This is a genomic window from Pseudomonas sp. D47 (assembly GCF_045447305.1).
In the GTDB taxonomy this organism is placed as follows: Bacteria; Pseudomonadota; Gammaproteobacteria; order Pseudomonadales; family Pseudomonadaceae; genus Aquipseudomonas.
This window is the reverse complement of record NZ_JBJGXU010000077.1, coordinates 1-22,545: the sequence shown is the minus strand read 5'-3', so window position 1 is coordinate 22,545 and position 22,545 is coordinate 1. Positions and strand designations below refer to the sequence as shown.

General features: G+C 59.0%; 25 protein-coding genes and 1 pseudogene. 9 read left to right on the top strand and 17 right to left on the bottom strand.

Going from position 1 to position 22,545, the window contains the following annotated elements; translation table 11 throughout:
* Nucleotides 1-168: 168 nt before the first annotated feature.
* Nucleotides 169-1,191 carry a transporter gene (locus ACI77I_RS28745; protein WP_094953032.1) on the bottom strand — a complete coding sequence of 341 codons (1,023 nt, stop codon included), beginning with the start codon at nt 1,189-1,191 and terminating at the stop codon, nt 169-171.
* A 259-nt stretch (nt 1,192-1,450) separates the two neighbouring features.
* Here ACI77I_RS28745 and ACI77I_RS28740 point away from each other — a divergent pair, with 259 nt between their 5' ends.
* A complete protein-coding gene (locus ACI77I_RS28740; protein ID WP_263273874.1) occupies nt 1,451-3,079 on the top strand; it encodes a methyl-accepting chemotaxis protein in 1,629 nt (542 codons plus the stop codon).
* Here ACI77I_RS28740 and ACI77I_RS28735 read toward each other — a convergent pair whose 3' ends face one another.
* Together ACI77I_RS28735 and ACI77I_RS28730 are read right to left on the bottom strand one after the other, a co-directional pair.
* Nucleotides 3,080-4,252: an ATP-binding protein gene (locus ACI77I_RS28735; protein WP_406999540.1), complete on the bottom strand. Its 1,173-nt coding sequence runs from the start codon at nt 4,250-4,252 to the stop codon at nt 3,080-3,082. It abuts the gene before it with no gap.
* A gap of 185 nt (nt 4,253-4,437) precedes the next feature.
* The gene (locus ACI77I_RS28730; RefSeq protein ID WP_094953035.1) at nt 4,438-4,743 is read right to left on the bottom strand and encodes a PepSY domain-containing protein; all 306 of its coding nucleotides are present in this window, start codon (nt 4,741-4,743) and stop codon (nt 4,438-4,440) included.
* A 152-nt stretch (nt 4,744-4,895) separates the two neighbouring features.
* Here ACI77I_RS28730 and ACI77I_RS28725 point away from each other — a divergent pair, with 152 nt between their 5' ends.
* Nucleotides 4,896-5,759 (top strand): sterol desaturase family protein, encoded by an 864-nt coding sequence (locus ACI77I_RS28725; protein WP_406999538.1) that lies wholly within the window; start codon nt 4,896-4,898, stop codon nt 5,757-5,759.
* On the opposite strand, the gene ACI77I_RS28720 is transcribed toward ACI77I_RS28725, so the two are convergent.
* The gene (locus ACI77I_RS28720) at nt 5,751-6,428 is read right to left on the bottom strand and encodes a helix-turn-helix domain-containing protein (protein ID WP_406999536.1); all 678 of its coding nucleotides are present in this window, start codon (nt 6,426-6,428) and stop codon (nt 5,751-5,753) included. The two genes, ACI77I_RS28725 and ACI77I_RS28720, sit on opposite strands and share 9 nt — an antisense overlap.
* Nucleotides 6,429-7,556 carry a glycerophosphodiester phosphodiesterase gene (locus ACI77I_RS28715; RefSeq protein WP_406999534.1) on the bottom strand — a complete coding sequence of 376 codons (1,128 nt, stop codon included), beginning with the start codon at nt 7,554-7,556 and terminating at the stop codon, nt 6,429-6,431.
* Nucleotides 7,557-7,787: 231 nt separating this feature from the next.
* Here ACI77I_RS28715 and ACI77I_RS28710 point away from each other — a divergent pair, with 231 nt between their 5' ends.
* Nucleotides 7,788-8,111 carry a DUF2025 family protein gene (locus tag ACI77I_RS28710; RefSeq protein ID WP_094953038.1) on the top strand — a complete coding sequence of 108 codons (324 nt, stop codon included), beginning with the start codon at nt 7,788-7,790 and terminating at the stop codon, nt 8,109-8,111.
* Between the two features lie 66 nt (nt 8,112-8,177).
* Here the strand turns inward: ACI77I_RS28710 and ACI77I_RS28705 are convergent, their stop codons facing one another.
* Both ACI77I_RS28705 and ACI77I_RS28700 read right to left on the bottom strand, forming a co-directional pair.
* Nucleotides 8,178-8,498, bottom strand: coding sequence for an antibiotic biosynthesis monooxygenase (locus ACI77I_RS28705; protein ID WP_094953039.1), 321 nt, complete (start codon nt 8,496-8,498; stop codon nt 8,178-8,180).
* Nucleotides 8,495-9,202 (bottom strand): CTP synthase, encoded by a 708-nt coding sequence (locus tag ACI77I_RS28700; protein ID WP_094953040.1) that lies wholly within the window; start codon nt 9,200-9,202, stop codon nt 8,495-8,497. Before ACI77I_RS28700 ends, ACI77I_RS28705 begins: the two co-directional genes overlap by 4 nt.
* Before the next feature lie 80 nt (nt 9,203-9,282).
* Between ACI77I_RS28700 and ACI77I_RS28695 the strand changes: the two genes are divergently transcribed.
* Complete coding sequence (locus ACI77I_RS28695) at nt 9,283-10,167, top strand: LysR family transcriptional regulator (protein WP_094953041.1); 885 nt, start codon at nt 9,283-9,285, stop codon at nt 10,165-10,167.
* Between the two features lie 65 nt (nt 10,168-10,232).
* Here ACI77I_RS28695 and ACI77I_RS28690 read toward each other — a convergent pair whose 3' ends face one another.
* From ACI77I_RS28690 to ACI77I_RS28675, 4 genes are all read right to left on the bottom strand, one after another.
* Nucleotides 10,233-10,751 (bottom strand): DUF1003 domain-containing protein, encoded by a 519-nt coding sequence (locus tag ACI77I_RS28690; RefSeq protein WP_094953042.1) that lies wholly within the window; start codon nt 10,749-10,751, stop codon nt 10,233-10,235.
* Nucleotides 10,752-10,827: 76 nt separating this feature from the next.
* Nucleotides 10,828-12,147, bottom strand: coding sequence for a methyl-accepting chemotaxis protein (locus ACI77I_RS28685; protein ID WP_406999544.1), 1,320 nt, complete (start codon nt 12,145-12,147; stop codon nt 10,828-10,830).
* 263 nt (nt 12,148-12,410) lie between these two features.
* The gene (locus ACI77I_RS28680) at nt 12,411-13,469 is read right to left on the bottom strand and encodes a diguanylate cyclase (protein ID WP_406999532.1); all 1,059 of its coding nucleotides are present in this window, start codon (nt 13,467-13,469) and stop codon (nt 12,411-12,413) included.
* 191 nt (nt 13,470-13,660) lie between these two features.
* Nucleotides 13,661-14,287 carry a TetR/AcrR family transcriptional regulator gene (locus ACI77I_RS28675; protein WP_094953045.1) on the bottom strand — a complete coding sequence of 209 codons (627 nt, stop codon included), beginning with the start codon at nt 14,285-14,287 and terminating at the stop codon, nt 13,661-13,663.
* 123 nt (nt 14,288-14,410) lie between these two features.
* On the opposite strand from ACI77I_RS28675, the gene ACI77I_RS28670 reads away from it, so the two are divergent.
* Together ACI77I_RS28670 and ACI77I_RS28665 are read left to right on the top strand one after the other, a co-directional pair.
* Nucleotides 14,411-15,469: an MBL fold metallo-hydrolase gene (locus tag ACI77I_RS28670; RefSeq protein WP_406999530.1), complete on the top strand. Its 1,059-nt coding sequence runs from the start codon at nt 14,411-14,413 to the stop codon at nt 15,467-15,469.
* A 175-nt stretch (nt 15,470-15,644) separates the two neighbouring features.
* A complete protein-coding gene (locus ACI77I_RS28665; protein WP_406999528.1) occupies nt 15,645-16,292 on the top strand; it encodes a hypothetical protein in 648 nt (215 codons plus the stop codon).
* A 177-nt stretch (nt 16,293-16,469) separates the two neighbouring features.
* On the opposite strand, the gene ACI77I_RS28660 is transcribed toward ACI77I_RS28665, so the two are convergent.
* Both ACI77I_RS28660 and ACI77I_RS28655 read right to left on the bottom strand, forming a co-directional pair.
* Nucleotides 16,470-16,718, bottom strand: coding sequence for a type II toxin-antitoxin system RelE/ParE family toxin (locus ACI77I_RS28660; RefSeq protein WP_256589304.1), 249 nt, complete (start codon nt 16,716-16,718; stop codon nt 16,470-16,472).
* Between the two features lie 47 nt (nt 16,719-16,765).
* Nucleotides 16,766-17,086, bottom strand: a complete 321-nt coding sequence (locus tag ACI77I_RS28655; RefSeq protein WP_242152142.1) for a helix-turn-helix transcriptional regulator — start codon at nt 17,084-17,086, stop codon at nt 16,766-16,768.
* 337 nt (nt 17,087-17,423) lie between these two features.
* Between ACI77I_RS28655 and ACI77I_RS28650 the strand changes: the two genes are divergently transcribed.
* Complete coding sequence (locus tag ACI77I_RS28650) at nt 17,424-17,588, top strand: hypothetical protein (protein WP_318654892.1); 165 nt, start codon at nt 17,424-17,426, stop codon at nt 17,586-17,588.
* Between the two features lie 78 nt (nt 17,589-17,666).
* Nucleotides 17,667-18,332: a DUF6933 domain-containing protein gene (locus tag ACI77I_RS28645; RefSeq protein ID WP_406999526.1), complete on the top strand. Its 666-nt coding sequence runs from the start codon at nt 17,667-17,669 to the stop codon at nt 18,330-18,332.
* On the opposite strand, the gene ACI77I_RS28640 is transcribed toward ACI77I_RS28645, so the two are convergent.
* On the bottom strand, nt 18,329-19,282 hold the full coding sequence (locus ACI77I_RS28640; protein ID WP_406999524.1) for a hypothetical protein: 954 nt from the start codon (nt 19,280-19,282) through the stop codon (nt 18,329-18,331). The two genes, ACI77I_RS28645 and ACI77I_RS28640, sit on opposite strands and share 4 nt — an antisense overlap.
* Nucleotides 19,283-19,427: 145 nt before the next feature.
* Here ACI77I_RS28640 and ACI77I_RS28635 point away from each other — a divergent pair.
* A pseudogene (locus tag ACI77I_RS28635) lies at nt 19,428-19,730 on the top strand (LysR family transcriptional regulator); the annotation flags it as partial.
* Between the two features lie 369 nt (nt 19,731-20,099).
* Here ACI77I_RS28635 and ACI77I_RS28630 read toward each other — a convergent pair.
* The 3 genes from ACI77I_RS28630 to ACI77I_RS28620 all read right to left on the bottom strand — a co-directional run bounded on the left by ACI77I_RS28630 (nt 20,100) and on the right by ACI77I_RS28620 (nt 22,211).
* Nucleotides 20,100-20,744: an HAD-IB family hydrolase gene (locus ACI77I_RS28630; RefSeq protein ID WP_406999542.1), complete on the bottom strand. Its 645-nt coding sequence runs from the start codon at nt 20,742-20,744 to the stop codon at nt 20,100-20,102.
* A 72-nt stretch (nt 20,745-20,816) separates the two neighbouring features.
* Nucleotides 20,817-21,533 (bottom strand): HNH endonuclease, encoded by a 717-nt coding sequence (locus ACI77I_RS28625; protein ID WP_094950482.1) that lies wholly within the window; start codon nt 21,531-21,533, stop codon nt 20,817-20,819.
* Nucleotides 21,534-21,632: 99 nt separating this feature from the next.
* Entirely contained in the window at nt 21,633-22,211 is a 579-nt protein-coding gene (locus ACI77I_RS28620) for a Bro-N domain-containing protein (protein WP_094950483.1), read from the bottom strand.
* Nucleotides 22,212-22,545: the final 334 nt, after the last annotated feature.

Here is a 22,545-nt window from a genome sequence, read left to right as displayed (position 1 = left end):
CACCCAGCGCCCCCACGACAACCAAAGAACTCAACCCATAAAAAAATGTGTAGATACCTATGCTGCGATAGCATCACCGCGGCGTCTCTGAAAGACCGAGGTGCCTGCATCGCGGGCAAGCCTGGCTCCCACACAAGCCAGCTCCCACAGTTTGATTGCATGCCAAGGTCAGTAATCTTTGCGTTTGCGAAACGCCCAGCGCCCGGCAATCAAGGTAAACGTCGCCACCAACGCCACCAGAATCCAAAACCCCTCCGGGTCAGTCGAGAGCGGCACCCCCCCCACGTTCATGCCGAAAAAACCGGCAATGATATTGATCGGCAATGCCAGTACCGTCACCACCGTGAGGGTGAACAGCGTGCGGTTGCTTTGCTCGTTGAGGTTGGCGGCGATCTCTTCCTGCAACAACTTGATGCGCTCACCCAGGGCCGTCAGGTCGTTGATGATCAGCGCAAACTCCTCGGTGGATTTGCGCAACTCCTTCACGTCTTCTTTTTGCAGCCACTGCGGCGGGCGATTGAGCAGGCGCAGCAACGAGCCCGGCTCCAGCGCCAGCAGGCGTTGCAGACGCACCAGCACTCGGCGCGCGGCACCCAGTTCGGCGCGGTTGGTGGACAGGCGCGAAGACAGCAACTGGTCTTCGATATGGTCGACGCTGAGGCTGGTCTTACGCACGATCTGCGTCAGCACTTCGCCTTGGTCGCGCAACAAATGCACCAGCAGTTCCAGTGGCGAGCGAAAGCGTTCACCGGCCTTCACCGACGAGCGCAATTTGTCCACCGAGTGCAACGGTTGCAGGCGCGCACTCACCAGCAAGCGGCTGCGGGCGCACACCCACAGCGTGGAAATATCCGAGGAGACCATGCTACTGAAGTTGAACACCACGTCGTTGACCACCGCCAGCAAGGCCGAGTCGACGTGTTCGATACGCGTGGAGCGTGAGCCTTCGTGCAGCGCTTCAAAAAACTCATCCGGCAACGACAGGTGCGTCTGCATCCAGCGCTCGCACGCGGCGTGAGCCAGGTTCAGGTGCAGCCAAAGGAATTCTTCCGGGTCTTGTGGTGCCTGCAAAGCCGCCAGCGCGGTGGCTGAATCAATCTGCTCGCCTTTTTCTCCAGGGCGAAAACGGAAACCGTAAAGCAGGCCAAACAGATCGGGATCCTGGTGGCCGTGGTCGATGCTGTGGTTCATGGAGGCTCGCAGAGAAAGCGCCTGTAGGACGTTTCACAGGTTCGCGTGGGCGAATCATTGCAAGGTAATTTGACAATTTTGTGACGGGTTATGATGTATTTCCTGGAGATGACATTTTATTGACCGTCGGTCTGGAATCCTTAAAGAAGCCTCTAGCACGGCCGACTCCAAGCACAAGGCCCGCTGCGAATGGGCTGAGCCTTGATGACAGGGATGTTATGGCGTGCTTGCACCTTTTCCTTGTTTTGAGGCTTTCCCCATGAACATTTTGCGTACTTCCTTGAGAGCACAAATTTTGTCGCTGCTCGGTGGCAGTCTGCTTGCGATCTTGTTGATCGCCCTGGCCTGTTTCAACTTCCTCTCTAACGGCGTGCAAAGTTATCGCAGTTTGATCGAAGGGCCCTTGCTCACGTCTCAACTGATTGATGAAGCCAACCTGCAATTCAAGGTACAAGTGCAGGAATGGAAAAACGTCCTGCTACGCGGCAAACAGCCCCAGGACATGGAGAAATACTGGGGCCAGTTCCAGGACCGGCAACGCGATGTGCAGGGCATCCTCACTCGGCTGGTCACCCAGACCCAGGACGACCCAAGCCTGAGCCGGCGCATTGATAGCCTGCGCCAGGAACACCTGCAGTTGGGTGTGGCTTACCAAAAGGGGCGCGATGCCTACGTAGCGGCGGGTGGGGACCCGACTGTCGGCGACACCGCCGTCAAAGGTGTGGACCGCGCCACCAGCGACCAGATGAGCGCGCTGGTCAGTGACTTGCGCGCGCAGGGCAGCCAGCAATCCCAAGCCATCAGCGCCTATGCCGAGCGCACGGTCATGGTGGGGTTGGCAATCATGTTGCTGTCGGGTGTGTTGATCGGCCTGTTCAGCTTGTGGCTGATCAACCGCAACCTGATCCTGCCGATTCGTGGCTTGATCGACTACGTGACGCAACTGAGTCACGGCCGGTTTGCCGAACGCGTCGCCAGTCGCCGCCAGGATGAACTGGGCCACTTGGCGGCCGCCGCCAATACCTTGCGTGACTTCCTCGCCGAAACCTTCAGCCGCTTGCAGCGCAGCGCCACCGAACTGGTCAGCGCCAGCGGCGAGTTGAGTTCGATTGCCGGGCAGATGGCAAACGGCACCCACGAACAATTCAACCGCACCGACCAAGTGGCCACGGCCATGACCGAGATGTCCGCCACTGCCCAAGAAGTTGCCCGCCACGCCGCCAGTGCCTCGCGCGCCGCCGACGAGGCGGATCATTCGGCCCGCGAAGGCGGGGAAGTGATGAAGGTCACCATCGCCACCATCGGCCAGATGCGCAATGAAATCCTCAACACCGGCACCATCATCCGCCGCCTGGAAACCGACAGCGTGCGCATCGGCAAGGTGCTCGAGGTGATCCGTGGGATCGCCGAACAGACCAACCTGCTCGCGCTCAACGCCGCGATTGAAGCGGCGCGGGCGGGTGAGGCGGGCCGTGGTTTTGCGGTGGTGGCCGATGAAGTGCGCAGCCTGGCGCAACGCACGGCGGCGTCGATCATCGAGATCAACCAGATTATTCACGCGGTGCAAACCGGTGCGGTGGATGCGGCCGAGGCGATTGTCAGCGGCCAGTCCTGCAGTGATGACAGCGTGGAAAAAGTTTCCCAGGCCGGTGCCATGCTTAATCACATCACCCAGGCCGTGGAGGCGATCCGTGACATGAATCGCCAGATCGCCACGGCCGCGGAAGAGCAGACCTCGGTGGCCGAGGATATCTCGCGCAATATTACCCAGATCACCACGGTGGCCACGGCGAACATGGACAACGTGCAGCGCACTGAAGCGGCGAGCCAGAACCTGCGTGGTTTGTCGGCTGAGCTGAATGAAGTGACGGCGCGTTTGGGCGCCTGATCAGCCTATCGGCAGGCTGAAGCTGAACACGGTGCCGTGCTGCTCATCAGTGGACACGCTCAGTTCACCCCCGTGAGCCTGGGCGATCTGCTTGACGATATACAACCCCAGGCCAAGGCCGGCCTGGGGCGTGTTGGTCACCGGGCGTGAGTAGGGTTGGAATAACCGGGGCAAGGCTTGTTCGCTGATCTGCCCGGTGTTTTTCACCGTCAGTTTGAGGTGGCCGTGCTCAATCAGCGCCGTGACTTCCACCGGGCCATCCTTGCTGCCGTGGTGGACAGCGTTGGCCACCAGATTGGACAGCAACTGTGCCAGTCGATCGCGATCGCCTTTTACCCCTTGAAGGTTGCCGATCTGGGCATGAATCACGCGCTGCGGGTGCACGCTTTGCACCTCCGACACCACATGCAGCAACGCATCCTGCAGGCCCTGGCAATCGCCGATATTCAGCGGAATGCCGTTACCCATGCGCCCGCGGGCGAAATCCAAGACATCCTCGACCAGTTGCGAAGCGCGTCGACCGCTGGCAAGGATGTGCCGAACGAGCGGGTCGGTCGCCGGGTTGGCGTATTTGCGCAGCAACCGCTCGGCACCGAAGTTGATGGCGAACAGTGGGTTGCGCAAGTCATGCCCAAGCACCGCAATGAACTGCTCGCGCAGCTCGGCCGTGCCGCGTTCTTCCTGCAATTGCGCCTGGGTGGTTTGCAGGGCTTCTTCGGCTTCGATCTGCAAGGACAGCACCCGGGAAAACGACTCCATGGTCGACTGGATCGTGCTGCTGCGCAGCTCTGCGGGGTTAGGGTCGAGGGCGCAGATGGTGCCAAAGAAGCGCCCGTCGGTGCGGAACACCGGCACCGAGATGTAGCTTTCAAACTGGTACATACGCGGGGTGTGATGGTCGTGGTAGAGCGGGTCTTCACTGGCCTTGTCGATCACGACCGACACGTGGGAGCCGCGAACTTCGTGGCAGATCGTGGTGGTCAGGTCCAGCTCGCCACCGACATCGAGGCCGAACTCCAGTTGGTCGAACACGGCGCAGGCGGTCCAAGTGTCCTCGGTCACCCGGGCCACGGCGGCAAAGCGCAGGCCGGTCATGTCGCTGATGACTTTGAGCATCGCGGGTACGGCACTGATGCGGCCAATGGTGGCGATGTCGACGGCTTTCTGCGCCATGCAGCGATCTCGTTACGCAAGGAGGTGAGCGGAGCGCCCAGGCCAATGAGTGGGATTCTAGCGACCTTGCGCGTTGTAAGTGTAATTTCATTAACTAGCTGGGTACTTTTCCAGCGCTTGGTTTCGAGCAGGCATAAAAAAACCGCGCCACTTAAACAGTGGCGCGGTTTTTTTGGCGCTGGAACTCAGGTGTCTTGCTTGTTTTCCAGCACGGCGCCGGTCTTGGCGTCGAGCTTCACTTCAAAGCGTTTGCCAGCGGTGTCGGTGACGTCAACTTCGTAAACCAGTACACCGTTTTTGTGGTCCAGCTCGGTGTCGGTGATGGTGGCGCCAGGGTGCGTGGCGACGGCTTTGGTGTTGAGTTGCTCAAAAGGCATCACGGCGCCGGACTTGAGCAGGCCTTCAATGTGATCCGGACGAACATCCGCCTGGGCCAGGCCGGCGGTCAGGGTCAGGGCGGTAGCGGCGAACAGAGCAGTCAGGGTTTTCATGGTGTGTCCTTCTTCGGTGAGCTGTTTAAGTGGGCTCAGGTTAACCAGCGCAACTTAACTCACCCTTAATTATTTCAACTAGTTGCGCCATTTGTTCAATCCGCTGTGCCTGGCGGCTTTCATGCTGGGGGCTCACTTAAAGGGAGACTCGGATGAAACGTTTAGTGGCTTGGCTTTACGCGCCTGTATTCCTGCTGGGATTTGTGGGATGGGGGCTGTGGCAACCCGATGCGCTGGTGTGGGTGTTTGCGACAGCGCTGGCCGTGTCATTTTTGACCGAACATTGGTTGCCCTATGAGCCGCAATGGAACCGCAGCCTCGGCGACCGACGCCGCGATACGTTCCACGCGCTGGTCAACGAAAGCCTGAACGCCCTGGGCCTGTTGATACTGCCGTGGCTCACCGGCCTGCTGGCGTTCGAAGGCATTTGGCCGAGTGGCTGGCCGATGTGGGCGCAATTGCTGCTGGCCATCGTCCTTGCCGATGCCGGCATCACCCTGATGCATTACGCCAGCCACCGGGTTGCGCCACTCTGGCGTTTGCATGCGGTGCACCACAGCGTGCAGCGGCTCTATGGTTTTAATGGGCTGATGAAGCATCCCTTGCATCAGATACTGGAGGCCACGGCAGGCTTGCTGCCGCTGATCCTCTTGGGGATTTCGGTGGAGGTTGCGCAGCTACTGGCGTTGGCCATTGCGATTCAGCTGTTGTTGCAGCACGCCAACGTCGACATGCGCCTGGGGCCGTTGCGCTGGGTGTTCGCCTGGGCGCCGGTGCATCGGTTCCATCACATGAAGTATGGCCGGGCTGGGGATGTGAACTTCGGGCTGTTCTTCAACCTGTGGGACTGGCTGCTGGGCACGGCGTTTTACCGCGAGGCCTATCGCATGGGCCCAGGCGACCTGGGGATTGGCAGCCGGCCGGATTTTCCGCTGGCGTATGCGGCGCAGTTGCGCGAGCCGTTTATGCCGGTGCGCTATAGCCAAGAACCGCCGTTGCCGGACGCACTACGCTAACAGGCGCACGTCCAACTGGCGCAGCGACGCGCCCGCCGTCACGCCAAACATCTGCTTCATGGTCCGCGAAAAATGCGCGGAGTCGGCGAAGCCCGCAGTGTGCGCGGCCTCGGTCAAGCTGCTGCCGGCCAGCGCCAGGCGCAGGGCTGTGCGCACTCTTCGCCACAGCACCAAGCGGCGCACGGGCAAGCCCAATTGGTGAGTGAACAGGCGTTCCAATTGGCTCAATGACAGGTGTGCGGCGTGTGCCAGTGCCTGGGCAGAGACCTTGCCGCTAAGGTGTTGATCCAGGGCTGACAGTGCCCGCTCCACGCGCGGGTCGATGAGGGGGCGTCGGGGTAATTGGCGCAGGTGCACGTCCAGCGTTTCGAGGCACGGTTGCGCATCGATCAACAGGCGTTCCAAGGCTTGGGCCGCAAAGCGGGCAGGCTCGGCATACAGCATCAACACCTCACCCTCGCTCGCGAGAATGGCGTGGCTGTGTCGCGAAGGGATAAACAGGCGATGGGCCGTGGTGACACGGCCATCAAGGCTGACCGTGACCGGCTTGCCGGGGCAGAACAATAACTGATGGGCATAGTGCGCGTGGGGCGCGGTGCGCCCCAGCTCGCCGAGGATCAGGCCGTAATCACGCCCCAACCACAGGCGACCTGACCATTCGGGTTTCACTCAGTAGCCGTTGTCCTTGAGCAGGTCCTGCACACTCGACGACGGCCAGCGCTTGTAGAACTTCAGCAGCTCGGCGGCGCGGTTGGTGAAGATGCCATCGACGCCGGCTTTCATCACTTTCTCGAAGTCCACCGGCTCATCGACGGTATAGACGTGCACCAGCAGGCCTTTGTCGTGGGTCAGCTTGTTCATCTCAGGCTTCACCAGGTCGGTGTAGCTCTGGTCGCCATAGTTGGTCAGCTCGGCCGATGGGCCAGTGCCGATGGCGCCGAGGCTCTTGGCTTCGTCGACCCATTTTTCGAACTCGGCGGCGTCTTTCGGCTCTTGCTTGGCGTAGTAGGCGGCCTTGGTCGGCTCGCCGGACTCGGCGAAGGTCTGCGCGGACTTCGGTTCGATGCTGCCTGGGCCGACCCACAACAGCAGAATTTTCGGGGTGTTGGGCATTTCTTTTTGCAGCTCTCTCAAGCTGTCTTTCTCAAACGTTTGCAGCACGACGCGGCCCTTGCCCTGGCCAACGCCGGTGTTGCTCTTGCCCAGCTTGGAACCGGCGGAGCTCAACCAGCCTTTGTCCAGCAGCTTGTTTTTCAGGTCGGCTTCGATGCCCGGAAACTGCTTGGGCTCTTTAGTCTCGATGTACAGGCCGGGTTTGTGCTGCGGGTTGCCTTCGGCGATCTTGATGATTTCGTCCAGGCTCTGGATTTTCAGGCCGACGAAAGCAGGGCGCGCGCGGTCTGGGTAGGCAGTGTTGAACCAGCTGCCGGCGTCCAGGGTGCGCAATTCAGCCCAGGTGAATTCGTTGGCCGGGGCGTCTTTGCGCTCCGGGAACTTGGTGGCCACGTCGGTGGTGCGCTGCAGGTTGTTGTCGTGCAGGGCGAACAGCACGCCGTCCTTGCTGCGCTGCAGGTCCATTTCCAGGTAGTCGGCACCCAGGTCGCGTGCGAGCTTGTAGGAAGCGGCGGTGGATTCGGGGGCGTCGTAGGAAGCGCCGCGGTGGGCGATGACGGCCGGGTACGGAATGCCTTCGTTTGTCGACAATTCAGCCGGGCTGATCGGGTCGCCAGCCTGTGCCTGGCCAAGGCCGAGCATCAGCGCGAGCAGCAGGGCGCTCTTGGAAAACGTGACAGGCATAAGCGAAGTCCTTTCGTGGAGGTAACTTTGAGAAGGCATCCTTTTTAACAATTGATTGCGAAAGGCGCTATCACCAAACCGACATTAACGTGCGCGCGGGCCATTTTTCTGGGTTTTTTTGTGCTGCATTGCAGTATTCTTGGCCGAATTGCCCCGTTAGAGGGCAGTGATTTCTGCCACGCGTGTAAACCATCTTTCCAGTCCCTGTGGGACTTTTCAGTGAGGTTTACCATGCGCATCACGTCCGAGCTTATCTGCCAGGCCGCCGACCAACTCCACGGGTTTGTCGGCCTGAACCGCAAAACTGGCCAGTACATCGTACGTTTCAGCGAAGATTCCTTCGGCATGGACGTGGCCGATGACGGCATCATCCCCACCGCCGAATTTGTCTGGCTGCCGGCCGCCGACCACGCGATGACCTTATCGCGCGAACGCCTGCAATTGCTGCTGGACCAGAACATCGACGATCGCATCAACATCACCGAGCCGTTGCGCGTGTATATGCGCCGAGTGGAGATCCCGCAGATCAGTGCGTTGCGCAGTTTGGTCAGCTAAGCGAATGTCGTTTTTGCAGACAATAAAGATCAAAGGTGGGAGCTGGCTCCCACAGGGGTAAGCATTTCAGTTTTGGAAGGCGTACGCCCGCTCCACCTTGCACACGCGCGTGTGGAACGCCGAGTACCAGCTGGCGCGACCTTGCTCGCGCACCTCGCGATGCTCGGCCTGCTGTTTCCAGGCCAGTATCGCGGCCTCGCTCTGCCAATAGGACACGGTGATCCCCAAGCCGTCTTCGCGGGCCGATTCCACCCCAAGAAACCCCGGTTGTTCGCGCGCAAGCTCCAGCATGCGCGCGGCGGCCTGGCCGTAGCCTTGATCGCCCTCGGTGCGCAGTGAGCTGAAAATAACCGCGTAGTAGGGCGGGGCGGGTGTGTTGGCGATCATCGTGCCAGCGCCTGGCAGGCCTGGAGCAGGGCAGTCGCCAACGGCGGGGTAGTGCCTTTGAGCGCGGCGCGTTCAGGCTGGAACAGGGTGGCGACGAAAAACGGGTGGTCCAGCAGCTCCATGGCGCGCAGATCACCCGCCGAATCGTGGCCGCTGGCAATCAAGTCGCCTTCAAGCAGTGCGTTGGCGAACTCGGGGTTGATGCCGTAGCGGCAGCGGTAACCTTCATGGATATCCAGGCTGGCGTAGGCCTCGGCGATGCGGGTGTACGGCACCAGGCGCACGGTATCGGTCGCCTCCACCAATGCGCAGTTGAGTGGCGTGATCACTGCGCGTTTGGCCTGTGGGGCCAGTTCGCCGTGTTCGGCATCCGCCCAGCCCAGCACGTTGCGAGCATATTCCAGCACCGCGTGTTGAAAACCACCGCAGGTGCCGAGGAAAGGGCGCTTGTGCTCGCGGGCAAAACGGATCGCCCGCAGTGCGCCGTCGGTGTCGCGGTAGGGGCTGGCGGGCACGCACCAGAAGCCATCGAAGCGGTGCAGTTGGGTGTTGGGTGTGAGCGAATCTGTGTCGAGCCATTGCACGTGGACGTTCAGGCCCAGGGCTTCGGCCGCCTGTTGCAGCGCCACGGGAATGGCTTGGTGCGCAATCACGTCAGGGTTGTAGTCGCCGATCAGGGCGAGGTGCAGGGTGCTGGCTTTCATCGTGTAGGCCCCATGGCTTGTTGTGTCTTGGTACGCACTATAGATTGGCGCTCACGCAATCAAAATTGGCGTTTGCCCACATGCTCAATGCAGCCACGCACTATCAAATTGACTACCCAGACTTGTCGCTGATCCTCGCCTTGGTGCGCGGCGGCACCCTGGCGCGGGCGGCGGCGTTATTGCGGGTGGATGTATCCACGGTGTTCCGTGCGGTGCGGCGGCTGGAGGCGGCCCTGGGCCAGACCCTGTTTGAAAAAAGCCGCGCCGGTTACCTGCCCACCAGCTTAGCCAGTCACCTGGCGCAGCAGGCCGAAAACGCCGAACAGGCCCTGGAAGCGGCGCGCATTGGCGTGGAGCAGGGCGGTGAAGTGATCAGCGGCACCGTGCGCCTGACCTGCACCGACTCAGTATTGCAAGGCTTGCTGCTGCCGGCGTTGGCGCAGTTCATGCCCGAGTACCCGGCGTTGACCCTGGAGTTGAGCACCTCGAATGATTTCGCCAACCTCAGCCGCCGCGATGCGGACATCGCTCTGCGCCTGACCAAGACGCCGCCGGAGCACCTTGTGGGGCGTTGCCTGGGCACGGTGGCCTATCAGGTGTGCGCCAGTGCCGGTTTTGTGCGCCAGCATGCAGGCCGCGAGTTGGCAGACCTGCCCTGGATCGCGCCGGACGACTTCCTGCCCGATCACCCCACGGTCGCCTGGCGCCGCGAGCACTTGCCGGGCGTGCGCCCCAGTTATCGCTGCAACAGCATGTTGTCGGTCACCGAACTGGTGCGTGCGGGGTTGGGCGTGGCGGCGTTACCGGATTTTCTCTTGGGCGATGGCTTGCAACCGTTGGGGCCTGCGTTGGCCGGGCGGGATAGCGCACTGTGGCTGCTGACGCGCCCGGACTGCCGGGCGCTGCGTTCGGTGGTCACGTTGTTTGATGAGCTGGGGCGGCATGTGCGGTTGCCCAGTGGCTAGCTGTGGCGAGCGGCTTACTGTGGCAAGCCCGCTCGCCACAAGAAGCCCGTTCGCACGGGAAACTTTCAGGTTTTGCGCACAAACTGATCATGCATTTCGCAGGTCAGGCTTTCGATGCGTTCGGTCAGTTGCTTGGTCATTTCCGTCAGGCGGGTGTTTTGCTCCAGCAGTTCCAGCAGCTGTTTGGTGGTCTGCGCCGCTTGGGCTTGGCGCTCGGTGTTTGCAATGGCGATATCTTCGCGGTGCTGGGCATCGGCGTCGGACTGGGCTTTGTCGCGGGCGGCCTGGCGTGTCTGGGCCAGCAGGATCAGCGGCGCGGCATACGCTGCTTGCAGGCTGAAGGCGAGGTTGAGCAGGATGAACGGGTACACGTCGAAGTGGGTGATGCCGGTGATATTCAGCACTATCCACACCAACACGATCACAGTTTGCGCGCCGAGGAAGGTCGGCGTCCCGAAGAACCGTGCGAACGCCTCAGCCTTGAGGGCAAAAGTGTCGTTGCCGAAGGTCGACATCAGGTGCGCGTGGCTTCGGTGGAAACGCAGGTGATCGACGGGGGCGGCGTCTGGCTTGTCTGGGGTCATGGCGGGCTCGAATCCTTAGCGTAAGACTAGTCAGCACTATAGACCGAGCCCCCGGGCCAAACACATGAAGATCGGGTCAGTTGGTGCCCCGCTCATTGGCAAACGCGCTCACCGCCTGTACGGCCTCGCCAGTGCCTTCGCGAATCTGCAGGATCACCGTCCCGGCCTGGTTGGCCAGCTCCACACCCTGTGCGGCACGGTCGCGAGTGCCTTCCATGCTGTCGATGGCCTGACGGGTTTCCTCTTGGATCATCGCGATCATGCTGGAGATTTCCGCCGTCGAGCCGCTGGTGCGTGCCGCCAGTTGGCGCACTTCATCAGCGACCACGGCAAAGCCGCGGCCTTGCTCGCCAGCGCGCGCCGCTTCGATAGCGGCGTTGAGGGCCAGCAGGTTGGTCTGGTCGGCGATGCCGCGGATGGTGTTGACGATGGCGGTGATCTGCTGCGAACGCTCGCCCAGCTTGGCGATCAGTTGTGAAGAGCCGTCAATGTCAGCGGCAATTTCGCGCATGCCGCTGGCGGTTTGCTGGATCACATTGGCGCCTTTTTCGGCGATGTCCCGGGTGTTCAAGGAGATGTGATAAGCCTGGGCGGCGCTGGCGGCATCGGCGGTGTGTTGCTGCACCTTGGCGGTAATGTCGGAGGCGAACTTCACCACTTTGCACAGGCGCCCACTGGCGTCGTACACCGGGTTGTAGTTGGCTTCGAGCCAGACCGTCTGGCCGTTTTTGTCGATGCGTTCGAACTGGCCGCTGAACAGTTCGCCCTGGTTCAAGCGTTTCCAGAAATCGTCGTATGTCGCGCTGTTGGCCAGCTCCGGCTTGCAGAATAGGCGGTGATGCTTGCCCTGGATCTGCGCCAGGCTGTAGCCCATGCGCTGCAGGAAATTGTCGTTGGCGGTGATGATGGTGCCGTCGAGATTGAACTCGATCACCGCCATGGCGCGGTCGATGGCGCCCAGCTTGGCATTGGCTTCGCTTTCGGCCTGCAGGCGTGGGGTGACGTCCATGGCGTACTTCACCACCTTGATGACCTGGCCTGTGTCATCGCGCACCGGGTTATAGCTGGCTTCCAGCCACACCGACTGGCCATCGCCGGCCACCCGTTCAAAGGTGCCTGACTGGAATTGGCCATTGCGCAATTGCGTCCACAACTGGTTGTACTCGGCGCTGCGGCTGAAGGCGGGCGTGCAGAACATCCGGTGAGGCTGGCCCACGATCTGTTCGGCGCGGTAGCTCATGGTTTTGAGGAAGTTGTCATTGGCGCGCAACACCGTGCCTTGCAGGTCGAATTCGATCACTGCCATGGAGCGCTCGATGGCCTCCAGCAGGCTGACGTGTTGGGCGTTGGTGTGTTGCAGGGTACTGATGGTTTTTTTATGGGCGTTGAATAGCATGTTCGAAGGCTCGGGGAACCACGCGTCTGAGGTATCCATGAATATGCGCCTGCCCCCGTAGGGCACCAGGCCTTACGGTTGACTTGCTCATTGTCAGCTTCCTTGTGCTGACAGAGTGGGGTGGAACAACGGGGTCAGAGTGATCGGTCGGTCAAGAAGTTCGCCGCCGGAACGGGCATTTTCAGGGGAAGCGACCAATGGAGGCATTATGCTATTGCGGCAGGCTGGCGTAAGAGAATTCAGACGAGATGTTGTAGGACGACTTAGGCGGAATGGGCCATTACATAGTCGCTGACATTCACTCGGTTGCGACCGGTGTCCTTGGCCGCGTACAGCGCGCGATCCGCGGCGTTGAGCCACATCGCGGCATCGCTGAAGGTGGGCTGGAAGTCCGCCAGGCCAATGCTCAGGCTCACGCGCAGCTCGGGTATCTGCGGGTTGCGGTAGTTACTGAATGTTTCGCGCATGTGCTCCATGACCTTCGCGGCTGCTTGCAAAGGCATTTGCGGAAGAATCACACAGAATTCATCGCCACCGTAACGACCGGCCAAGTCGTTTTCTCGCAGGACTTTGCGCAGTTCCAGGCTCAGTTGCCTCAGTACGGCATCCCCCACGATATGGCCGTGGGCGTCATTGATCTGCTTGAAGTGGTCGATATCAATCAGGGCAATGGTGGCGTGGCTTTGTTGCAGTTGGCATTTGTGGAATTTCAAGTGCAGCAGGTCTTTCCAGGAGCCGTGGTTGAGCAACCCGGTCAAGCTGTCCGTGCGGCTCAGGGCGCTCAGGGCGCGTTTGTGTTCGGACAGTTTGATTGCCAACTGATAGCAGACCATACCGATGGCCATCGGATAGAGCGTCAACATCGGCAGGCAGGTGTAGACCTGGGTGAGGCTGACGTTGGGGTTGAACTTGATCCCGAACAGCCCCCACGCCAACCCGATGCCGGCGGCCTGTGCCAGCAGCCCGCGCAGGAACAAACGCTTGCCGCCCGCAGCGACGTTATTCATGGTCATCATTGACAGGATGGTCACCGTCGTCAGCGGCGTGAGCTGGATAGCCGCGGCCCAGAAACCGCCGAACAGTGAGTCGTAGAGCAGGTTGCGTTGTTCGGCCTGGAAGGGAAACTGCGAACGCGTTGAAAGCTGGTAGGCCACGTGGGCACAGATATAACCGTTAAATAGCAGAAACGCCCAGACCCAGCCGGGCATTGCCAGAGGGTAAAGCGCGCCAGCGACACTGATACAACCGATGCCCAGGCCGATGATCCTTGGCTTGTAGATACGCCTGGCAAATGAAAGCCCTTTGCCTCGTCTGTTTTCCATAATGTTCCAGGTCAGCTCTTTTTTGCAGATACGACAGCATGCGTCAGCGGTTGGAACCGTTGATCGGATAATAGTTGTGAATATTGTCAGTTATTCGCGTAGCAATAATCAGTGTCCTTCCAGGCCATTTGCGCAGCACTGCGTGCAAATCGGCTAAAAACGACCTGGAATGTCGCGCCTGCAACAGGCTTTTACTGCGGGCAGGGCGCGCTGACTTCGTAGCCGGCCAGGAACAGGTCGATAGCCGACTCGATAACGCTGGCCTGACTGGCGTCGTCAAGGACCGGCTGGCCCAGGGTGATCTGGGGCCAGAAGGCGAAGGCCTTGAGCAGGCTTTGTATCTGGTGGGCTGCGAAGGCCGCGTCGGTGCAGCGCAGCCGCCCATCGTCCTGGGCGGCGCGTACCCATTGGGTGAAACCTTCTTCGCGCTTGCTCAGGCGGTTGACCATATCTTGCGCGCGTTCCGGCGAATGGATGGTGGCGGCAATCGCGACGCGGGCCAGGTCGAGGAAGTTGGCGTCTGCCATCATCTTCATCTTCGCTTGCAGCAAGCCGCGCAATTGCTCGCGCAGGGGGCGGTCACTGGTGTAGCTCACGTCCAGTTGTGCAACGCTGCTGGCCCACAATTGGTGGAGGATTTCGGCAAACAACTCTTCCTTGCTGGGGAAGTGGTTGTACACCGTGCGTTTGGAAACGCCGGCGGTGGCCGCAATTTTGTCCATGCTGGTGACCTCGAACCCGTTAACCCGAAACTCGGCGATGGCCGCAGCCACGATGGCTTCGCGTTTACGGTCGGTGAGGCGCAGGGGAGCAGTCATGGAGGGCGTTCGACTCTAAAAGGAAAATTACACTCGGTAGTTTACTTGCTCCGGGATTTGTTGCAATCTAGAAACTACACTGTGCAGTGTAATTATAGAGCGGAATGTAGGAGTCACTCAGTTATGGCCACGATTTCAAGCCGACTCGACCCAGCGCCAACGGCACTCAAGCCTGCCGAACAGGCGCAAGGGCACTTCAGCAACGACGCCCCGGTGCAACACGGTGGCTTTGGCAAGACGTTGCAGATTTTCTGGAACATGCTTTTCAACAAGCCACGCAGCACGCGGCCGGTAGGCAAGATTCCGGTGCAACCACTGACGCGCGAGCAACTGCTGGCCGCCCCTGACCACAGCGTGTTTCGCCTGGGGCATTCCACTGTGCTGCTGAAAATGCGCGGTAAATTCTGGGTCACCGACCCGGTGTTTGCCGAGCGCGCCTCGCCTTTCAGTTGGGCCGGGCCCAAGCGCTTTCATCAGCCGCCTATCAGCCTTGAAGACTTGCCGCCGCTGGAGGCGGTGATTCTTTCCCACAACCATTACGACCATCTCGACCACAAGGCTGTCGTCCAACTGGCCGACAAAACCCGATACTTTCTCGCCCCGCTGGGCGTGGGCGACATCCTGGTGAAGTGGGGTGTGGACGCCAGCAAAGTGCGGCAACTGGATTGGTGGGAAGGCACCGAGGTGGACGGCATTCGCTTTGTCGCCACGCCGGCCCAGCATTTTTCCGGGCGTGGCCTGTTTGATAGCAACCAGACCCTGTGGTGTTCCTGGGTGATGATCGACGGCGCGCGGCGGATCTTTTTCAGTGGCGATACGGGCTATTTCGACGGCTTCAAACGTATCGGTGAACACTACGGCCCGTTCGATCTGACGCTGATGGAAACAGGTGCTTACAACGTCGACTGGCCTCATGTGCATATGCAGCCGGAACAAACCCTGCAAGCGCATATCGACCTGAAAGGGCGTTGGCTGCTACCGATTCACAACGGCACCTTCGACCTGGCGTTCCACGCCTGGCACGAACCCTTCGACCGCATCATGGCCCTGGCCTGGGAGCGCAACGTGTCGATTACCACCCCGGCGATGGGGCAGGCGTTCAGTTTGAACCAGCCTGAACGCGGGCATGCGTGGTGGCTGGACGTGGAAACTCAGGGTGTAAAAGAGCACGCTGCGGGGTAAGGCCAAGCGTTCTGGAAAAAGGGTTTTTCAGGGTGTTTCAGCTCTGCGACAAACGTCAGATGGGAGTGCGATGATCCCGGGCAGACTATTCTCGGGGGTGTAGGTTTTGATGGATAACTATTGTAGGGTGCATTGGTGCATGAGGTTGCCGTGCCCGATAGGGCATTCATTGCCCTTGACCGAGGAACCGGTCGGTTCGCCGCTCGCATCAACCCATTCTCAAACGGATAAGCCAAACTCGGGCGGTATTGTCTTCGGCGCCGGGCACCATGATGGCGTCGCGCTAATTCCCGGCTATAACACCTTGGCTCCGCATCTGAGGTCGCTGCGAGATCCTTCGTTATCACTCATTGCCTTAAGTGGTATCGATCCCACAGGGCCGGTGATGGAAGAAGTCCCCTTTGTGCTGAATAACACCACCTTCACCGCCTCCGAGCTGCTTTCGGGTTGGCGTATTGGGTTCGCTTACCGTTACGTGCTTGATGAGCCCATGGAACACAGCGCGGCGCTGCGTGGAGCCTTCGACATCCTGCGCCAGGCCGGGGCGCAGTTGGTGCCGGTGAACGCACGACGTAAGGATCACACCCTCCAATTCACTCTGCAACGTAATGAAATCGACGAACTTGTTTCCGGGCATCGTCTTGATGCGTTGATGTCTGAAGATCAAAGTGCCGCGTTTCATGACGCTTGCGTAAGCGGATATCCCTCGTTCAGCGTGCCTTTGGCCGGTGGGACGAAGCTCTGGTTTTATGGCGCTCAGTGGTCGCGTGATGCGTTACCCACGTTGCTGCGTGCGTATCGACAGCTCAGCGCTAACGTGTGAGGGGGCGAGGATCAACTACGTGGCGTGCTAACCCCTCTTACGCTGTAAGTGGCTAGGGTTCTAACGTCTGGAAGGGGCTGGGGTTCTTAGAATGGTCAACGGGTCAACCTTGATCCTTGATGACTTCTGAACCCTGGAGAGACCTTATGGTTGGCGTTGCTTATGGCATGTACTCGATCATCCGACAGGGTGCGCAATCGCTCGCAGTGGACCCGCCACCCGCCGATAAGTGCTGCCGTCGAAATCTTCGACAATTTCCAATACCGCGTTACCACCAAATCCTTTCAATGCCTTGGTTTGTGAGTGCCTGCCACCTTCTTTAGCGAGGTGCAGTGCAAAACCAAACACGTCCTGAACAGAACCGGGCATCAACTGAAGATCTTTTTTACTGCCGCCCACCCATAGGAGTGGCTTCCATGGACTCATGAGACGACATACCTAAATAGGGACAAGCGTGAGTGCGAGTAAATAATTTACTCTGCCGCCTCATAAGCCACAGGCGCTGATGGTTTGAGTGACGCTCCGCGCACACTCATCCCCCACCCCGGCGCAAACCCCGGAAAAAACACCAGCCCTTCAGCCTCCAGCCGAAAGGCCAATGCCAGGCGAGTGTCATCATCCACATCACCCTGACTTTCAAAGCGTTGTACCGCTTCCACCGTCAACCCGGCTTGTCGGGCCAGTTCTTCGCGGCTCCAACCGAGCATCGCGCGGGCCTGCACGCTGTGTTTGGTGGTGAATTGATGCAGGACGATCTGCTGTTCTACGAAAGAGCTCATTGCCAGAGAGGACATGGGGTTTCTCCAGGTTCGACGGGGGAGGGCAAACTATGCTGTGTTTTTGTACAGTTGTTTTGACCGCTCATCAACTGGATTTTTCATCATGACTACCCCTGCGGCCTCCATGATGAGCTCAGGAGGTTGCAGCGCTCATGTATCAATAGGAAAATCCGGGTGCGATTGGGCGTACCAGAGGAAGGCGCGATGTCCATTTTTGAAAGCGATTGGAAGAAATTCAAAGGTTAAGGGCGTTGGCCCTCGACCGCTTTGCCAGGGCGTATTGGCCGACGCCAAGACCATCAGCATGCACGGTGCTCTGCCCGCTCATACTCGCTAAGGAATGTTGTACGGCGTGATTTACGACCGCAACAGGGACATGGCCGATATGTTTGACCATTACAGTCGCGCGTGGGCCTGTTCGTGTCTGGCGTTGATGGTGCGTCACGACCTTCTGACCGATGCCGAGCTGGCGATGCTCAGCGAAGAAACGCCTTCAGGCCATCATCCAGCCCTATGAGCTTGAGTGGGTTGAAGAGCGACCACCCCTCGATTAATGGGCACACTCAATGCTGACTATTTTATACAGGAGCACAGAGTGCTGACATTCAATTGCTCGCAGGCCGCCTGCGACTTCTTCAGCCGCATTCACAAAGGGAAAAAAATAACCCCAGTTGAAAAGCCGCCGATTCCAAGTGCCGAGGATGAAGGGCTACACGCAGACCCTAACCAGTGGCTGGTCCACGCCGCGACTGTTAAGCGTAAGCATGTGCTGGTGGCGATCCACTTGAAAACGCGCTACAGCATGCTGTTCTTCGATATGAAGAAGGCCGACCACGCGGGCTTTGTGCATGCATTTACCCATCGCTGGATCGATGGCGTCATGGACCTGGCCTTGAAGTGTGATGTGCTGGATATGATCGAACCACAGGCGTATGACCGGCTATTGAGCGACTTGGGGAACACCTATCGCCTGGTCCAGCGCGGCGACCGCAGCAGTCAAGGGCAAATCAACGAAATCCTGCGTATTTTCAAATGGGATGCCGAAGACTTCGACTTTGTGACGCAACCCTGGAGCACCCGCCGGTATGACGCGACCATTAACCGGACGCCCAGAACCATTACAGGATTAAAGGGCTATGGCTGGCCCGAGGAAGAAATGCTGATTTATTGGTTGACGGCAGTGGGTGGTTTGGATGCTGCGAACGCTCAACAGGCACGTGAAAAATATCGGCAAAGCCAGCGGTCACGCTCTATCCCCTAATGCCCTTGCAGCCCCGGCGCCTCCCGAATGATCAGGTGATCCAGGTTTTCTATATTCGCGCTGAACACCCCGAAGGTCTGCTCGGGGTTTTTCTTGCTCGGCACCTGTTGCAACGCTGGCGTCACACCATAGAAGAAGCAATACAACGCCCGTTCACTGTCCACCGCCGCCTTGATCTGCTCCAGGAATGCATTGCGCTTGCGGTAGTTCTCGATGAGTTTTTTGCTCAGGTAGACGTTGACCGAATAGGGTTTCTTGTCGAGCCACACCTTCTTTTCGAAGTCGATGCGAAAGCTGCTGGTGTAGTCCTTGATCGCTTTGATCTTGCCCCAGTAGATCAGGCCTTTGTTGTCTTGCAGGTATTCGACCTTCTTGAAAAACGTCCAGTAGGTCGCGGTGTGCTCGCCGATCTTCAGCGGCATGGCCTTGAGCTTGTCTTTGTCGTCGATATTCGACACATAGCATTCCACCGGGTGGGCGAACACGCTGGTTTTGTCCGGGGTGGTGTCGCTGGCGCTGTGGGAGGTGGCGGTGCGGGGCGAAGGCGCTTTCGTTGGATCCTGCGGGACGTGTCCCTCGGTGCCCGCGAGTGGTGTTTTGCGTGGGTACTGACGCCGCGTCAGTACAAATTCTGATGGGAAATTGTCCTCGCGCTCGTCGTCACTTTCACCGGTCGCGCTCTTGTGCGTACTGGCGTAGCGGCAGCCATCAATGTGTTGGGTGCTGGCCTTGTTCTTGAAGTGCGGCGTGCGCTGGTAGTTGACGTTTTTCGCGTTGAAGGTGCTCAACGCATTGCCCGCATCGAACGCTGCGCGGCATTCGTCGTTGGGGCACAGGAAACTGTCCTTGTCGGAGTCGAAAGGGCTGGTTTCGTCGAAATTCAGATCTCGTACGTCGTAGATCGACAGTTTTTCGTCGAGACTCAGGCTATAGGCCGTGTCGAATTTCATGGGGCTCGGGTCCGTGAGATGAGTTGCTGGATATTACGCAAATATCCTTTATTACGGAGATCAAAAATGTGGGAGCTGGCTTGCCTGCGATAGCGGAGTATCAAGTCAGGTATAGGCAAGCTGACCCACCGCAATCGCAGGCAAGCCTGATGTGCTGCGCCAATACCAAGTGGTCAACCACCGGTACGCGATCCACCGCGACAAGGCCAACTTCGTCACCTACGACAGCCAGTCCGCCTCGGCCTCACAAGTGGAAGCCGTCGTCACTGGCCGCTTCCAACACTACGCCGCGCCACTGGTAAGGGAAGGGCGCCTGCGCGCACTGTGCCCGGAACAGGTTCACCTGAGCACCGCATTCAACCTGATCCTGCGCCACAACGCGCCAAGAAGCGCGATGCTAAAAGCCTTCGCCACAGCCCTGGGCGTAGACCTCAAAGCCCCGATCTAAACCCCACCGAACACTGATCAATGAGCCTACAAAGCTCAAATGTGGGAGCTCTCGAGCCCCAGCGAGGCAGCGAAGGGATCGCCTCGGTCCACCTGCCGACCCCATCCATCTGCATCGACCCCCATCACCTCATGCGAGTGCGCTACCCAGCCCTGCACCGATCAAAATGTGGGAGCTCTCGAGCCCCAGCGAGGCAGCGATGGGATCGCCTCGGTTTACCTGCCCACTCCATCCACCTGCATCGACCCCCAAGCACCTCATGCGAGTGCGCCACCCAGCCCTGCACCGATCAAAATGTGGGAGCTCTCGAGCCCCAGCGAGGCAGCGATCGGATCGACTCGGTCCACCCGCCGACCCCATCCACCTGCATCACCGCTGCAACCGAGCCCGCTTCTTTTTCGCATGAAAATGCCGAAAATGCGCATCCTGCGCCGCCGCCAACAACTCCCGATCCCCACGCGTATCGCCCCAAGCCCGCAGCCGATACTCGCCCAAATCCCCATACACCGCCTCAAGCCGCAGCACCTTATTCTCACAGCGACAATTATTCCCCGTGAGCTTGCCCGTCAACACCCCGTCGACCACCTCAAGCTCAGTGCCAATCAACTTGATCCCCAACCGATTCGCAAACGGCTGCAGTACCAACGCAGGCGACGCCGAACACAGCGTCACCACCGCCCCCGAGCCCAGCTCCTGCTCCACCGAGAGCACCCCTGCCGGGCGCATCAACCGCGCCCAATTGCGCTGGCAGTACTCTTCGGCCTTCTGCTGCACCCACGCCTTCTCCACCCCCGTCATAAAGGTGCGGATCAACTGCGCCTTCAACTCATCCCGGCTGATCTGCCGCAGCAAAAAGCGCAGCCCAGGCACCGCCAGCTTGACCATCCGGCCATAGAACTCGCCGGGGCCAAAGGCAAACTTGAGGAACGGCACGAAACTATCGTGATGGGTCAGGGTGCCGTCGAAGTCAAAGACGGAAAGTACTTTGGCGTCTACTGGGCCGGCTTCGAGCATGTCTGGGTTCACGGGTTGGCCTCGGTCCTATCTAATATTTTTTAAGCGTGCATCAGGTGTGACAGCAGGATTTTACTCCTGTATCAATCGACTGATTTTCGAGTACAGCCCAGCGGTGAATTCATCCCGGTCGCTCGACCGGTGACAACGCTGATGGCAATTGGGGCATAAGGCTACAGCATTGGTGGTGCGATCCGAACCCTTCTGGGCGAGGTGCTTGACGTGATGTACTTCAAGAAATGGCTGGCCGTTATCTAGAGTAAACGGAGCCTGTAGGCCGCAACCCTCACAAATACCCGCCGCCTGCTGACGCACCCAAGCGCGCACTTCCGGATCGCGGACGTAAGATGTGCTGGTTGTGCTGACCTGTTGCGGCGTGGCGATGCCTTCGGGCTTAGTCTTGATGGGTTTGCTTTGAAGCTTTGCCGCGCGCCGCTCCAATAGCTCTTCATCAAACGTGGGGGCGTTGTTTTCAGATTCAACGATGCCGCGCTGTTCAAGCATTCGACGAATACGAGAGACGATTCCCGAGCCGACATTATTTGCAGCTGTGTAGCCTGCAATTGGCGTCTGATTCAGTGTTTCAAATACAGCAGAAATATTGCGCATGCGGTAGTCGACCGACGCCAAGGACCGATCGCTTAGAGCGCCCTCGCGCAGAAGCTCGTGTTCAGCTTTCTTGTTAAGCGACTGGCCGAGACTTTCCAGCTTCAACATTTTCAGATAGCCATCGACGGACGCTTCAAGCTCCTGATCGCTCCATCCGGTATTACTTTTTTGCGTATCCATACAGCCGCCGAGGGTAGAAAACCCTCGGACGATACTGAGTAGCCATTATGGCGTCTACGAAATTTCCTACGAATCGGTCAGATTTGGCTGTCGTCGAATTTAGTGAAATCGCTGCTTCATTCGGAAAGGTTGAATGAGCTTGCGCCACCACAGAGTCTTTGTTGATTCTCCCCGATAGGACCGATTCACTAACAAATACGGCATATCCCGAAGTCGTATCCAACCTTCATCCTGCCAATGCAGCAGGTTCAACGACATCTCAGGCCAATCCAACATGCTCAACAACGGTCGCTCCATCGTCCGAGGCTGACGCTCGTCCCGCAACGTCGGAACTACTTCATGAGTCAGCCAGCTACGCAGTAGGCGATTCCCCGGTGTGTAGTGATAAACCAGCAATGCGTAAGCCCCGGATTCACTGATCATCAGCATTTCTTGCGGCTGACCGTGAAACAGTAGTTTTAGAGTTCTTCGCTGGTCTTCATCGAGCTTGCGCGTCGTTCGCTCATCTAGATACCAGCCCATCAAACGCCCAAGGTCGCGCGCGCAGAACCAGGGTTGGTTTTCTAAAAGGAGGGTGTGAAGTTGAAGGTTTTGGCGGGTGAAAACGACGGCAACAAAGGGCTCAGCCGTGGCAACCTTCTTGGCTGTCGGCAAGTCGAGCAGATATTGGCTAGGCATTTCCTATGATCTCTACGTGATTGTCGCGAGGGCAGGAGCCCAACGTAGAGAGCGGGTTTAAGAAACTCCAACTTGCCTGGCCTCAAAGCAGCATTAAGTTCGCATGAATGAGATCAGGCGGATTTTGGCTGTAAGTGTGGCTAGCTTCTACGTTGGGCGTTTCTTAGGCACCGGTGGACGAGACTATTCAGCATTGAAACTCACATCAACCCTTGAATGGATGATCTTGGTGTAAGAAAGCTCCTATTCAAATCACGGAGCATAAAAAAGCCCTGAACATGTCAGGGCTTCTTGATGTTGCCGGCTTAGGAATTAATCCCAGCTCAACGCGCCA